Origin of the sequence: Amaricoccus macauensis, from assembly GCF_014201905.1 — a bacterium.
Taxonomy (GTDB): Bacteria; Pseudomonadota; Alphaproteobacteria; order Rhodobacterales; family Rhodobacteraceae; genus Amaricoccus; species Amaricoccus macauensis.
On record NZ_JACHFM010000001.1, the window covers coordinates 1,545,987 to 1,559,595 of the forward strand.

General features: G+C 68.5%; 15 protein-coding genes. 11 read left to right on the forward strand and 4 right to left on the reverse strand.

The window, feature by feature from the left end; all coding sequences use genetic code 11:
• Positions 1-20: 20 nt before the first annotated feature.
• Positions 21-503, reverse strand: coding sequence for an FxsA family protein (locus HNP73_RS07465; RefSeq protein WP_281379182.1), 483 nt, complete (start codon positions 501-503; stop codon positions 21-23).
• 123 nt (positions 504-626) lie between these two features.
• Here HNP73_RS07465 and HNP73_RS07470 point away from each other — a divergent pair, with 123 nt between their 5' ends.
• The 3 genes from HNP73_RS07470 (at position 627) to HNP73_RS07480 (ending at position 3,710) form a co-directional block, all read left to right on the forward strand.
• Positions 627-1,292, forward strand: a complete 666-nt coding sequence (locus HNP73_RS07470) for a Tim44/TimA family putative adaptor protein (protein ID WP_184147935.1) — start codon at positions 627-629, stop codon at positions 1,290-1,292.
• Between the two features lie 24 nt (positions 1,293-1,316).
• Entirely contained in the window at positions 1,317-1,925 is a 609-nt protein-coding gene (locus HNP73_RS07475; RefSeq protein WP_184147936.1) for a Smr/MutS family protein, read from the forward strand.
• Between the two features lie 81 nt (positions 1,926-2,006).
• Entirely contained in the window at positions 2,007-3,710 is a 1,704-nt protein-coding gene (locus HNP73_RS07480) for a sensor histidine kinase (RefSeq protein ID WP_184147937.1), read from the forward strand.
• Positions 3,711-3,750: 40 nt separating this feature from the next.
• Here HNP73_RS07480 and HNP73_RS07485 read toward each other — a convergent pair whose 3' ends face one another.
• Positions 3,751-4,098, reverse strand: coding sequence for a DUF2934 domain-containing protein (locus tag HNP73_RS07485; RefSeq protein WP_184147938.1), 348 nt, complete (start codon positions 4,096-4,098; stop codon positions 3,751-3,753).
• A gap of 73 nt (positions 4,099-4,171) precedes the next feature.
• Complete coding sequence (locus HNP73_RS07490) at positions 4,172-4,426, reverse strand: hypothetical protein (protein WP_184147939.1); 255 nt, start codon at positions 4,424-4,426, stop codon at positions 4,172-4,174.
• A gap of 145 nt (positions 4,427-4,571) precedes the next feature.
• On the opposite strand from HNP73_RS07490, the gene HNP73_RS07495 reads away from it, so the two are divergent.
• The gene (locus HNP73_RS07495) at positions 4,572-4,766 is read left to right on the forward strand and encodes a DUF3008 family protein (protein WP_184147940.1); all 195 of its coding nucleotides are present in this window, start codon (positions 4,572-4,574) and stop codon (positions 4,764-4,766) included.
• 4 nt (positions 4,767-4,770) lie between these two features.
• On the opposite strand, the gene HNP73_RS07500 is transcribed toward HNP73_RS07495, so the two are convergent.
• A complete protein-coding gene (locus tag HNP73_RS07500; RefSeq protein WP_184147941.1) occupies positions 4,771-6,849 on the reverse strand; it encodes an ATP-dependent helicase in 2,079 nt (692 codons plus the stop codon).
• Positions 6,850-7,021: 172 nt separating this feature from the next.
• Here HNP73_RS07500 and HNP73_RS07505 point away from each other — a divergent pair, with 172 nt between their 5' ends.
• The 7 genes from HNP73_RS07505 to HNP73_RS07535 all read left to right on the forward strand — a co-directional run bounded on the left by HNP73_RS07505 (position 7,022) and on the right by HNP73_RS07535 (position 13,292).
• The gene (locus HNP73_RS07505; protein WP_184147942.1) at positions 7,022-7,894 is read left to right on the forward strand and encodes a S1C family serine protease; all 873 of its coding nucleotides are present in this window, start codon (positions 7,022-7,024) and stop codon (positions 7,892-7,894) included.
• Positions 7,895-7,898: 4 nt separating this feature from the next.
• A complete protein-coding gene (locus HNP73_RS07510; protein ID WP_184147943.1) occupies positions 7,899-8,399 on the forward strand; it encodes a response regulator transcription factor in 501 nt (166 codons plus the stop codon).
• A gap of 249 nt (positions 8,400-8,648) precedes the next feature.
• Complete coding sequence (locus HNP73_RS07515) at positions 8,649-9,755, forward strand: ABC transporter substrate-binding protein (RefSeq protein WP_184147944.1); 1,107 nt, start codon at positions 8,649-8,651, stop codon at positions 9,753-9,755.
• Between the two features lie 6 nt (positions 9,756-9,761).
• A complete protein-coding gene (locus HNP73_RS07520; RefSeq protein WP_184147945.1) occupies positions 9,762-10,625 on the forward strand; it encodes an ABC transporter permease in 864 nt (287 codons plus the stop codon).
• Complete coding sequence (locus HNP73_RS07525; protein WP_184147946.1) at positions 10,622-11,410, forward strand: ABC transporter permease; 789 nt, start codon at positions 10,622-10,624, stop codon at positions 11,408-11,410. Before HNP73_RS07520 ends, HNP73_RS07525 begins: the two co-directional genes overlap by 4 nt.
• A 3-nt stretch (positions 11,411-11,413) precedes the next feature.
• Entirely contained in the window at positions 11,414-12,472 is a 1,059-nt protein-coding gene (locus tag HNP73_RS07530; RefSeq protein ID WP_184147947.1) for an ABC transporter ATP-binding protein, read from the forward strand.
• Between the two features lie 34 nt (positions 12,473-12,506).
• On the forward strand, positions 12,507-13,292 hold the full coding sequence (locus HNP73_RS07535) for an HpcH/HpaI aldolase family protein (RefSeq protein WP_184147948.1): 786 nt from the start codon (positions 12,507-12,509) through the stop codon (positions 13,290-13,292).
• Positions 13,293-13,609: the final 317 nt, after the last annotated feature.

A 13,609-nucleotide genomic window follows, 5' to 3' on the forward strand; every position in this document is an offset into this window, starting at 1 on the left:
CAACGCTACGCTGGTGTTGTTCAGCGGGGCCGGGTCCAGCCCGAGGGCGGTTGTTGCCGGTTGACCAGACCCTCGTCGTCGAGAATCTCGTATTCCGCCTCAATCGGCTCGGCCCAGGCCTGCTGCGGACGTCGCCGCATCGCTCCGGTGGCGCGAACCGTCACCTTCGATGCACCCCAACGGATCAGAAGCGACCGGATCGGCGGCACCAGAAGCAGGAGCGCGACCGCGTCGCTGAAAAATCCGGGAATGATGAGCAGAATGCCGGCGATGACCTTGAGCGCGGAGTGCGCCAGACGGTCGCCATCGCCCCGGCCGTTCTCCAGATCACGGCTCAGCTGATCGAGGGTGTTCAGGCCCTGCTGACGGATGATCGCCACACCGACGATCCCCGCCAGGAATACGAGCGAGATGGTCGGAAGGACGCCGATAAGCCCGCCCACCTGGATGAAAAGGACAATCTCCACGATCGGCAACAGGAGAAAAATCAGAAAGGGCCACATCTTCCGCGATTCCGTCTTGCAGCTTTCCGGGGCCGAACATGGACTCCGGCCCACCCAATCCTTACATAGGTCTGGTACCGGTCGGACGCCATCTCCGGGGTCGGAAAAGTGGAAGGTTGATCGATGGGCTCGCAGATGATTCAGATTATAATTCTCGCTGCTATTGCACTGTTCCTCATCCTGCGGCTTCGCAACGTGCTGGGAACCCGCGAAGGCTTCGAGAAGCCCCAGGAAACCAGCACGCCTGTGCCGCAGCGGCGCAGTCCCCGTCCGTTCGATGTGATCGATGGCGGGACCGTCGACCCGGACATTGCCGACGTTATCGATCCGACAAGTCCCAGCGGCCAGGCGCTCATCGAGATGAAGCGGGTGGACCGCACGTTCTCGGTGTCGGACTTCTCCCATGGCGCGCGCTCGGCCTACGAAATGATCGTGATGGCCTATGAAAACGGCGACCTCGAGACGCTGCGGCGGTTCCTCTCGCCGGAGGTCTTCGGGCCGTTCGAGGCCGCGATCGCCCAGCGAAACGCCAAGGGTTACACCGTCGAGGCGACTTTCGCCGGCGTCCGAGAGGTGAAGCTCGTTGATGCGCACTACGATGCGATCAGTCACGAGGGCGACATAACGATGCGTTTCACGGGCGAGCTGACCTCGGTGGTCCGCGACCCGGAAGGTCGTATCGTCGAGGGTGCTCCGGGCGAGCTGAAGCAGCAGCGCGACGTCTGGACCTTCTCGCGCGACATGACGTCCGAGAATCCGAACTGGCAGCTGACCGGAACCGGCGGCTGACCGGCCGCGGTCCGTCCTCTTGTCATGGCTCGGCGCAGACGGCTGTCCAGTGAGGAGCGTGCGCTGTGGGATCGCGTCGCCGCTTCGGCGATTCCCCTGCATCCCGACCGTGCGCCATCAGAGCCGCTGAGCGAGGCGGTCGCCGGCGGCTTGCCCGGGCTTCCTGCCGGACTGCAACCGCCCGAGGCCCCGCGCGCCCTGCCGGCGCCGGTGCGCCGGCCCGCGCCCGAACCATCGCTGCGGTTCGATCTCGTGTCCGATCCGCGTCACTCGCTTGGCACCGGGGCCCCGCGGATGGACCGGCGCCGGTTCGACAAGATGCGCCGCGGCCGGCTTGAGCCCGAAGACCGCCTCGACCTGCACGGGATGACGCTGGAGCGGGCACATCCGGCCCTCACGCGGTTCGTGCTCGGTGCGTACGCGCGTGAGTTGCGGCTCGTGCTGGTGATCACCGGCAAGGGGCGGAGTGACGAGTCGGCGATCGCTCCGCACCGCCACGGCATCCTCCGCCACAGCGTCCCGCATTGGCTGGCCATGCCACCGCTCGTTGGTTCTGTGCTCGATGTGGTGCCTGCGCATCAGCGACATGGCGGCGGCGGCGCATATTACGTATACCTGCGTCGACGTCGATGAGTACGTAAGGAGAACTGGCGCCTGGCCGCGACCGAATATAGGAACTGGTGTCTCAGGGCTGGGGGGGCCTGACGGACGGCAATGCTGGGATTCAGGCCAAAACTCACGCTGACGCAGCGGCTTCTGGCGCTGGTCGCCATGGCGGCCGTTCCGGCGCTCGCCGGCCTCGTATACCTCATCATCGCCATCCATCAGGAGCGCAAGCACGAAGTCCGCGACCTGGCGTTCCGCTCCAGCCAGATCACCAGTCTGGAAGTCGAGAGGATCGTCTCCGGCACGAACGGCATCCTGCAGGCGCTGGCGCTCGCGTCCGACGTGGTCGGCGGTGACGTCACGGCCTGTTCCGACTACCTCGACAGTCTGACCAGTCGACTCCCCCAGTTCCGTGGCTTCGATGTGGTCGCGCTCGACGGATCCATGGTCTGCGGCAGCTCCGACCTGCCGATCCGGCAGGAGGATGTGCTCAGTTCCTCCTGGTTCCAGGACGCGAAGGCCAGCGGGGCATTCTCGGTCGGGGTCTACGGCGGGGCCCAGCCGGGCGAAGTCGGGTATCTCCCGCTCGCCCTTCCGGTTCTGCGCGCGGGGCACCCGACCCTGATCCTGCTGGCCGGCATCGACCTCGACTGGCTCGCCGCGCGGCTGGGGGATCGGATTTCAACCGAGGGTGGCGCCGTGGTGATCGCCGACCGCAACGGGACCATCCTCGCGCGCCAGCCCGAGCACGACCGCTACGTCGGCGAACGCATGCGAGATCCATTCCCATCGCTCATCCGCCTCGGAACCCCCGGGGTCATCGAGTCCCGAAGCGGCGATGGTGTCGGGCGCATCGTCGGCTACCAACCGCCCGCGGCCAACGGCATCGGCCTCTATGTCGGCACCGGCATCTCCACGAAAAACGCCTTCGACCCGATCTTCGCCTCCACGTGGCGCAGCATCGCAATAGCGGCGATCGGCGTCCTTGCCGCCGCCGTCATCGTCTGGTGGCTTGGCAACCGCCTCCTGAGGGCGCCCTTGCTCCGCATCCTCACCACCGTCGAAAGCTGGCGCGCGGGCGACGAGACCGCGCGCACCGGCATCGCCCGCGACGGCAGCGAAATCTCGTTCCTCGCCGCGGCGACGGACGAATACATGGACGCGGTTCTTGCCGACCGCGCGGCGCGGAGACTGGCCGAAGACCACCGGACGCTGTTGCTCCGCGAGATGAGCCACCGCATCAAGAACGTCCTCGCGACGGTCCAGGCGATCGCCAACCAGACCTTCCGCGACGGCGCCGGACCCGACAGCCTCCGCGCATTCGGCCAGCGCCTGAGCGCCATGGCCGCAACCCATGACCTGCTGATCTCATCGCACTGGCAGAGCACCGACCTGCGCGCCGCGGTCGAGGCGGCCATCGGGCCCTTCGCCGGCGAAACCGAGGAATCCCGCTTCCGCCTCAATGGCCCGAGAGTGGAAATCACCGCGAAGGGCGCGTTCTCCCTCTCCATGGCGCTGCACGAGCTCTGTACCAACGCCGCCAAATACGGCGCACTCTCAGCACCCGGCGGTTACGTCACGATCGACTGGACACTGCGCGAGTCCACCGACGGCCGACGCTTCCGGTTGAGCTGGAAGGAGCACGGCGGCCCGCCGAGCTCCGAGCCGACGCGCATCGGCTTCGGCACACGTCTCGTCCGCGCGGTGTTCACCTCGGAGTTCGACGCCCACACCGCGCTTGAGTTCCCCCAGTCCGGCGTCAGCTTCGACCTCGATGCCGACGCCGACCAGATCCTCGCGAAAACCCGCTAGCGGCACCCAACCGGGCGAACCCGCCCGATCCGCGTCGCCCTCAGGCCTCCGGAGTCGTCTTGCGGCGGCGCGGTGCGCGCGGCTTCGCCGGCGCGGTCCCGTCCGCCGCTGCGGCATCGACCGCCTTGGGCTTGCGTGCGCGGGTGGCTTTCGGTTTCGGCAGGCTGTCCGCGGGGATCTCCGTCGCCATGACCTCGGTCGCCGGATTGACCGGGAGCGGATTGTCCTCAAGCGAACTCTGAGGAATCGGCTCGATCACCGGTTCCGCGACGTCTTGCTGGGCCTGATGCCAGTGCGCGACATCACGTCCTTCCGGCCGGCCTTCGGCCTCCCACAATTCATAGGCTTTCCGCGCGATATCCGCGTCAGTCTGTGTCTTCCCATTCATCGTCGCCTCACCAGAAAATGCCGGGACCCGCCGCAGGTTTGCGCAAATCCCGGGTCGAGCCAAGAGGCGCTTCTCACACGCGGGGCGCGTCCTCCAGTGTCACCTGAGGACGAAGAACGTCCCCTCTCTCGATCGCCACCCGATCACCCACTTCGGAGATGATCAGGAAGTTGCCGCTCGCGCTCAGCGCTGCCGTCTGGTCGGTCGGATCCGACCGAACCGGTTGCCAGAGCACCGAGAGAATGCGCGCGCCCTCCCGGCTCAGTTCGTCGAGGCGGGCACGCAGAACCTCATTGTCGTCGGGACATGACTCGACGGTGTGATGCATTTTGGGCCTCCGATCCGTTTCAGCCATCTGATGGCCTTCAAGATAGACCGAACGCCCACGCCGGCCACGAGTTGCGTCCGCGACCATGTCGCAACCTTTTCCCGCCCCGGCGGTTCGGAAGGTGAGACCGCATGGAGGATCCGGGATGCCAGCAAAATCCGCCGCTCAGCAGAAGGCCGCAGGCGCGGCCCTGTCGGCCAAGCGCGGTGACACACCGAAGAGTGAACTCAAGGGTGCCGCGCGCGAGATGGAAGAATCGATGACCGAGAAGGAACTGGAGGACTTCGCCAGCACGAAACGCAAGGGCAAACCCGAACACGTCAAGGACGGCTCGTCCTGAGGCCCTAGCCCCACATCGCCCGCATCCGCGAGGCAAGATCTACCGTCGCGCCCGTGGCCAGGGCCGGCGCGGCGGTCGCTGTGGCGACCGGGATGCGCGCCACCTCGAAATGCCCGAGCAACCGGTCGGGGATGAACCGTGTCCGCGAGGCATAGACGTGCCGGTCGCCCCGTTTCGACTGTCCGTGCACATAGAACCGCTGCGGCACGATGACCGTCAGCTCGTCGCGGGCCCGGGTCATCGCCACGTAGAACAGCCGGCGCTCCTCGTTGATCTCGGCGCTGGTGCCGGTCGCGAGATCGGACGGAATGCACCCGTCGACACCGTTCAGCACATGCACCCGCCGCCACTCCTGCCCCTTGGCGGAATGGATCGTCGACAGGATCAGATAGTCCTCGTCCCGGTGCGGCGGCCCGGACTCATCACTCGTCGCCGACGGCGGATCGAGGGTGATCTCCGTCAGGAACCGCGTCCGGTCCCCGAATCCCGCCGCGATCGCCTCGAGCTGCAACAGATCGGCGCGCCGGGGCGCCGCGTCATCATGCCGCCGTTCGAGATGCGGCTCGTACCATTGCCGCACCGCCTCGAGCTCACCCGGCCAGCCGAGCTTGCCGGGGCGCACCTGCCGGAAGAGCGCGACGAACTCCTGCCACTGCGCATTCGCCCGGGCCGGGACGCGCACCGCCGATAGCGCCTCGTCCGGGTCCGCCGCGTCGGCAAGCGTATCGAGCACCGTGGTCGCCGTCGCCGCGCCGATTCCCGGGATCAGCTGCAACACGCGAAAGCCCGAGACCCGGTCACGCGGGTTCTGCACCAGCCGCAGGGTCGCGAGCACGTCCTTCACATGCGCCGCGTCGAGAAACTTCAGGCCGCCGAACTTCACGAACGGTATATTGCGCCGGACAAGCTCCACCTCCAGCGGCCCGGAATGGTGCGCCGTGCGGAACAGCACCGCCTGTTCCCTGAGCGCGAGCCCCTCTTCCCGCGCCGCCAGCACGTCACGGCAGATGAGATCGACCTGACAGGCCTCGTCCCAGACCGTGGCGAGCCGCGGCCGCGGCCCCGCCGGCCGGTCACTCCGCAGCTCCTTGCGAAAGCCCTCCGTCGCCTCGCCGATAACCGCGTTCGCCGCCGCGAGGATTTCCGGCGTCGAGCGGTAGTTCTGCTCCAGCGTCACCACCGTCGCGCGCGGGCTGAAGGCATCGGGGAAATCGAGAATGTTGCGCACTTCCGCCGCGCGGAAGGCGTAGATCGACTGCGCGTCATCGCCCACCACCGTCAGCCCGTCGCCGTTCGGCCGAAGCGCCAGCAGGATGCCGGACTGCAACCGGTTGGTGTCCTGATACTCGTCTACCAGCACGTGATCAAAGCGCCCGCCGATCTCCGCCGCCAGCCCCGCTTCCTGCATCAGCCCGTGCCAATAGAGCAGCAGGTCGTCGTAATCGAGCACGGCACTCGCCTGCTTTGCCTCCACATAGGTCGCGAACAGCGACTTCAGCTCGCCATGCCACTCGGCACACCAGGGAAACGCATCGCGCAGCACCTCGTCGAGCGGCGCCCGGGCGTTGACCGCGCGCGAGTAGATCGCGAGGCAGGTGGATTTTGCCGGAAATCGCCGCGGTCCCCCGGCCACGCCGAGCCGGTGCCGCGCCAGCGCCATCAGGTCGGCGGAGTCCTCCCGGTCATGGATGGTGAACCCGGGATCGAGCCCGATCGCCGGCGCGTATTCCCGGAGCAGCCGCGCGCCCATGGCGTGAAACGTCCCGGCCCAGGTCAGGCCGCGCGCCAGCACCTCGGCGGTCGGCCCCATGGTCTCCACGGCCAGCCGCTCGGCCCGGCGCACCATCTCGGCCGCCGCGCGCCGCGAGAAGGTCATGAGCAGGATCCGCCGCGGATCCGCGCCCGAGCGCACCAGATGTGCCAGCCGGTGCACCAGCGTGTGCGTCTTGCCGGTACCGGCACCGGCAATGACGAGAAGCGGCCCGGCAACCCCGCCGCCGCCATGCACCACCGCCGCCCGCTGTGCCGGATTGAGCCGTTCGAGCGGGTCGGAATCAGTCCTGAGGGCAGTGGCCGTGGTCATGTGGGCATCAAGCCTTGTTTCTGATTCGTTCGCAAGCCTCATCAACGTTACCAGCCCGCCGGAAGCCTGCCCGAGCGGCCAGCTTTTGCCGGGGCCGGGCACCTGCGACACTGCCCGCCAGCACCTTCAGGCAACCAGCATCAGCCTACCCGTTCCAGCGAGGTCTACCGCCATGCCCGAGTCGAACCCGCTCGCCGATCTCTCCCGCGCCACGTCCGCCGCGGTCGCCGCCGCCGCGCGCCACGTCGTCGCCGTCCGTGACGGCCAGGGCCGCCCGTTGAGCGGCATCATCTGGGACGGCGGCCGGATCGTCTCTGCCGAGGAGTGCCTCGGCGGCGATGACCCGGCCGCCGTCCTGTTACCCGACGGGCGGGAGCTTTCCGCCGAGATCGCCGGGCGGGATCCCACGACCGACGTCGCGGTCCTCAAGGCGGAAACCGGCGATGCCCCTGCCCTTGAACCCGCCGGGCTTCCCGAGGTCGGCGCGCTCACCCTCGTCGTCGGGCGCGGCGCGGACGGTCCGCTGGCGGCACTCGCCATGGTCGCGGCCACCGGCCCGGCCTGGACCTCGGCGGCTGGTGGCAGGATCGACGGGCTCGTCCGGCTCGGGCTCCTCCTGCCCTATGCACTGGAAGGTGGCGCGGTGATTGATGCCGAAGGCCGGCTCCTCGGGCTCGCGGTCGCCGATCCGCGCCGCCGCGGGCTCGTCATCCCGACGGCGACCATTGCCCGCTCGGTCGAGACGCTCGCCGCGCGTGGCCACGTCGGCCGCGGCCACCTCGGTCTGGCGCTGCGCCCGCTCGGCTCCACGCCGGGCCTGATGGTGGTCGAGGTCAGCGCCGCCGGGCCGGCCGCCGCCGCGGGCTTCCTTCTTGGCGATATTGTCACCACATGGGAGGGCGAGCCGGTCGGCAGCATGCGAGGGATCTCGCGCCGGCTCGGGCCCGACTCGGTTGGCAAGGACGTGCGGCTCGGCATCATTCGTGCCGGTGCGCCGCACGAAGTCCGCGTGACGATCGGCGAGCGGCGGCACATCGAGGGGTAGGACAATGTGGTCGGGAGGTTCGGCACTCAGGCGCTACGCGGTGCGGCTCGATGTGGCCGACGCCGATCTCGCGGACGCGCTCGCCGAGGCCATGGCCGCCACGCCCTCGCTCTACCCGGTGTCCTCGGGCGACCGGCCCGACGTGACCGTCACCGACCGCAGCGCGCCGGCCGCCTCGCGCCCGCTCCTGCGGCTGGTCGGCGGCCCGCTGCCGGAGGACGCGCCGGTCGATCTCGTGCTCTCTGCCGCGCACGTGATGGCGGCTGGTCTGCGGGTCGAGACCGACGCCCGGCGCGACGCGCCGCCACCGCATCTCAGCCCGCGCGAGCGCGAAGTCCTTGTCCACCTCGCCGACGGCGCCTCCAACAAGCTGATCGCCCGGGAGCTCGGCATCACCGAGCGCACGGCGAAATTCCACGTGGCGGCGGTGCTCACCCGCCTGCACGCGCGGAACCGTTCCGAGGCCGTGAGCATTGCCCTGAGAGAGGGCCTGATCGCGCTCTGACCGGCGGCGATTGGCCACCGGCCGAGGCCCCACGTCTCGCCGACAGCGCGAGCAGCCGCGAGGGCAAACTCGTGGCGGATGCAGGGACCGGAAGAAGCGGCCGGCTTTCACAGTTGGCCGACGCTATTTTGTTGTTCCAACGTCAAAGATCCCCTGTAACATCTGCCCGGACGCCGGGCCGCCGCCCAACGAAGCGCGCGGTATCCGGCGATGCTCCCCCAACGGGGGCACTACCAACAGGGGGCTAGAATGCTGAATCCGAGACCCGCATCCGTGCTGGCCGCGCTGACGCTCGCGACCACTGCCGCGGTCCTGCCGGCGCAGGCGGAGGTCCCGCAGGCGCTGATTGACGCTGCCAAGGCCGAGGGCACGCTCACCACGATCGCCCTGCCGCACGACTGGTGCAACTACGGCGGCGTGATCGAGGGCTTCAAGGCGAAGTACGGCATCGCCGTCAACGAGCTCAATCCCGACGCCGGGTCCGCCGACGAACTCGAGGCGATCCGCGCCAACAAGGACAACACCGGCCCGCAGGCACCCGACGTGATCGACGTCGGCTTCTCCTTTGGCCCGGCGGCCGTGAAGGACGGCCTGCTCCAGCCCTACAAGGTCTCCACCTGGGACGAGATCCCCGACAACGTGAAGGACCCTGAGGGCCTGTGGTACGGCGACTACTACGGCGTGCTCTCCTTCGCGGTGAACACCGACATCGTCACCGACCCGCCGAAGGACTGGGCGGACCTCCTGAAGCCCGAGTTCGCCAACTCCGTCGCCCTCGCCGGTGACCCGCGCGCCTCGAACCAGGCGATCCTCGGCGTCTACGCTGCCGGCCTCGCCGCCGGTGGTGCCGCCGGTGCCGACGCCGGCGAAAAGGGCCTCGCCTACTTTGCCGAGATGAACAAGGCCGGCAACTTCGTGCCGGTGATCGGCAAGTCCGGCACGCTGGCGCAGGGCGCGACCCCGGTCGTCGTCTGGTGGGACTACAACGCCCTCTCCGGCCGCGACGCGCTGAACGGCAACCCGCCGGTCGAGGTCATCGTCCCGGAATCGGGCGTCGTCGCCGGCGTCTACGCGCAGGGCATCTCCGCCTATGCGCCGCATCCGAACGCCGCGAAGCTCTGGATGGAATATCTCTACTCCGACGAGGGCCAGCTGAAGTGGCTCGAGGGCTACTGCCACCCGATCCGCTTCAACGCCATGGCCAAGGCCGGGACCATCCCGCAGGAGCTTCTCGACAAGCTCCCGCCGGCCGCCGCCTATGAAAAGGCGGTGTTCCCGACCCTCGAAGAGCAGGAAGCGATGAAAACCGCGATCACCGGCGGCTGGGACAAGGTCGTCGGCGCCAACGTCCAATAGCAGAGAATGGCAGCCCCGGCCCCCACGGCGCGCTCCTGGGCATGGCTCGGGATGCTGCCCTTCACGCTCTTCGCGCTCATGTTCCTGCTGGTGCCGACCATGTTCATCGTGGTCGGCGCCTTCCGCGCCGAAGGCGGCGGCTTCACACTCGACCATGTGATGAACCTCTTCACGCCGTCGATCCTCGCCGCCTTCTCGATTTCGATCCGCATCAGCCTCGCCTCGGCGTTCCTCGGCTGCGTCATCGGCTTCGCGGTCGCCTGTTCGATCACCGTCGGCGGCCTGCCCGGCTGGATCCGCGGCCCGCTGCTCACCTTCTCGGGCGTTGCCTCGAACTTCGCGGGGGTGCCGCTCGCCTTCGCCTTCCTCGCCACCCTCGGCCGCCTCGGGCTCGTGACGGTGTTCCTGCGCGAGTGGTTCGGCATCAACATCTACGCCCTCGGCTTCAACCTGCTGTCGTTCTGGGGCCTGACGCTCACCTACCTCTTCTTCCAGATTCCGCTGATGATCCTCATCGTCACCCCGGCGCTCGATGGCCTGCGCCGCGAGTGGCGCGAGGCGGCGGAGGTCCTCGGGGCCTCCCGCGCGCAATACTGGTGGATGGTCGCCTTCCCGATCCTCTGGCCGACGCTGCTCGGCACGCTGGCGCTGCTCTTCGCCAACGCCTTCGGTGCCGTTGCCACGGCCTATGCGCTGACCGGCTCGTCGCTCTCGATCGTGCCGATCGTGCTCTTCGCCCAGATCCGCGGCGACGTGCTGCAGGACCCGCACATCGGTTACGCGCTCGCCTTCGGCATGATCGTCGTCACCGGTATCGGCAACGCCTTCTACATCTGGATGCGCAGCCGCGCGGAAAGGTGGATCAAATGAAGCCGAGCCGCATCTGGGCGTGGCTGGCGCTCGCCGTCGGCGCGCTCTACTTCGCGCTGCCGCTGATCGGCACCATCGAGTTCTCGCTCAGGATGCGCCGCGGCGTCTACAGCTTCGACGCCTATCGCGCGGTGCTGAGCGACCCGCAGTTTCGCGCCACGTTCTCGTTCTCGGTGTTCATGGCGCTGATGACGATCGTGCTCGGCGTGCTGGTCATCGCGCCGACCGCCTACTGGGTGCGCCTGAAGCTGCCGCGCTGGCGGCCGATCGTGGAGTTCATCACCCTCCTGCCGCTTGTCGTGCCGCCCATCGTGCTCGTCTTCGGCTATATCCGCCTTTACAATACCTCGTCGTGGCTGCCGCTCACCGGCACGGCCGGCGGCACCAACCTGCTGCTCCTCGCCGGTTACACCGTGCTCGCCCTGCCCTACATGTACCGCGCGGTCGACACCGGGCTTCGCACCATCGACGTGGCGACCCTCACCGAAGCGGCCCAGAGCCTTGGCGCCGGCTGGATCACCATCATGGCCCGCATCATCCTGCCCAACATCATGGTGGCGATCCTCTCGGGCGCCTTCCTCACCTTCGCCATCGTCATCGGCGAGTTCGTCCTCGCCGCGCTGCTGAACCGCCCGGCCTTCGGTCCGTACCTCCAGGTCCTCGGCGCCAACCGGGCCTATGAGCCGGCGGCGCTCGCGGTCATCACCTTCGCCATCACGTGGGCGTGCATGGGGCTGATCCAGCTCGTCACACGCCTGCAAAAGCACACACAGGTTCCCCGGTAGCCCATGGCATTCCTCGACATCACCCGGCTCGAGAAGTTCTACGGCACCACCCACGTGGTGAAGGACTTCAACCTCGCCGTGGAAAAGGGCGAGTTCATCTCGTTCCTCGGCCCCTCGGGCTGCGGCAAGACCACGACGCTGCGCATGGTCGCGGGCTTCGAGACGCCAAGCTCGGGCTCGATCCGCATCGACGGCCGCGACGTGGTCAACCTCCGGCCGAACCAGCGCAACATCGGCATGGTCTTCCAGGCCTACGCGCTCTTCCCGAACCTCACCGTCGCGCAGAACATCGGCTTCGGCCTCAAGGTCGCAGGCCGCCCGCGCGCCGAGATCGACGAGCGGGTCCGGGAGATGCTCGGCATCATCCACCTGCCCGAGCTCGGAGGCCGCTTCCCGTTCCAGCTTTCCGGCGGCCAGCAGCAACGCGTGGCGCTCGCCCGCGCGCTCGCCATCCGCCCGAAGCTCCTGCTCCTCGACGAGCCGCTGTCCGCGCTCGACGCCAAGATCCGCGTCTCGCTCCGGCAGGAAATCCGCGCCATCCAGAAGAAGCTCGGCATCACCACGATCTACGTGACCCACGATCAGGAAGAAGCCCTGTCGATGTCCGACCGCATCGTGGTGATGAACGCCGGCGTCGCCGAGCAGGTGGGCGACCCCTTCACCATCTACAACCGCCCGGCGACCCGCTTCGTCGCGGGCTTCGTCGGCACGCTGAACGCGCTCGATGCCATCGTCACCGATCCCGCCACCGGCAGCATCACCCTCGACGGCCAGCCGATCCGCCTGAACCGCCCGATCGACGCGGCGGCGGGCGCCAGCATCGGCCTGGCGCTGCGCCCGGAAACCCTCGCCCTCGGCCCCCGGCCGGAAACCGACGGCAGCCTGCGCGGCACCGTGCGCGACGTGCAGTTCCTCGGCTCCGTCCTCAGGGTCCGCGTCGCCCTCGACGGGCAGGTGGTGGCGCTCGACTCCTTCAACACCGCCGCCCTCCGCCCGCCCGCCGTCGGCGACGCAGTGGAGGTAAGCTTCGCAACGGCTGACGTCCTCGTTTCAGACGGCTAAGCTCCCCCCAAAACCCGAAGGGAGGGACGAAAAGATGATCGAGAACGCGCTCAAGTCGCGGTGGGCTGCCGGTCAGGCCACGCTGAACGGCTGGCTTTCGGTGGGCAACGCCTTCACGGCCGAGATCATGGCGGCGCAGGGCTACGACAGCCTGACGATCGACATGCAGCACGGGGCGCTCGACTACGCCGCCGTCCTGCCGATGCTTCAGGCGATGCGTGCCTCGGGTGTCGTGCCGCTCGTGCGGGTGCCGTGGCTCGAACCCGGCGTCATCATGAAGGCGCTCGACGCCGGCGCCTACGGTATCATCTGCCCAATGGTGAGCACCGCGGATCAGGCGGCGGCGCTGGTACGCGCGATGCGGTACCCGCCGCTCGGCGAGCGCAGCTTTGGCCCGACGCGTGCGATCTACGCCGCCGGGGACGGTTACGCCGCCGAGGCGAACGGCCAGATTCTTGCCCTCGCCATGGTCGAGACCGCCGAGGCGATGGAAAATCTCGACGCCATCGCCGCGACGCCGGGGCTCGACGGCATCTATGTCGGCCCCTCGGACCTCTCGCTCGGCCTTTCCGGTGGCCGCATCCAGCCCGGACCCGACCGGGAGGAGCCGGAGGTGATCGAGGCGTTCCATCGCATCGTCGCCGCCTGCCGCAAGAACGGCATCCGAGCGGGCCTGCACTGCATGACCCCCGACTACGCCGCCCGCGCCGTCGCCTGGGGCTTCGACATGACCACCGTCTCCGGCGACTCCCGCCTCCTGGCGCTCGCCGCCGGCGAAAGCGTCGCGCGCTTCCGCGCCTCGCTCAAGTCCGCCGCCTGAGCGGGCCGGCGCCCGAAACCTCCCGCGGGACCGTCATGATCGGTCAGAACCCGAGCGGCCCCGCGCCGCGGCAAGCGGCGCCATGAACCGGCCGGTGGATCACTCCGGCCGCCGGGATCAGAGGCGCACGCTCGCCGCCACGGACACCCGGATCGCGGGCGCGAGAGCCGTCAGTTTCTCCTGATTCCACAGGGGCAAAGGCCGATCCACACCGGTCGCGGCTCCGATCAGCGGGGATGGCGATCCGTGCGGCGACAGGTCGCAACGGCCGCCCGAGCGGCCTGCGATCCACCTGTTCCGGCACGAGAAAACCACGT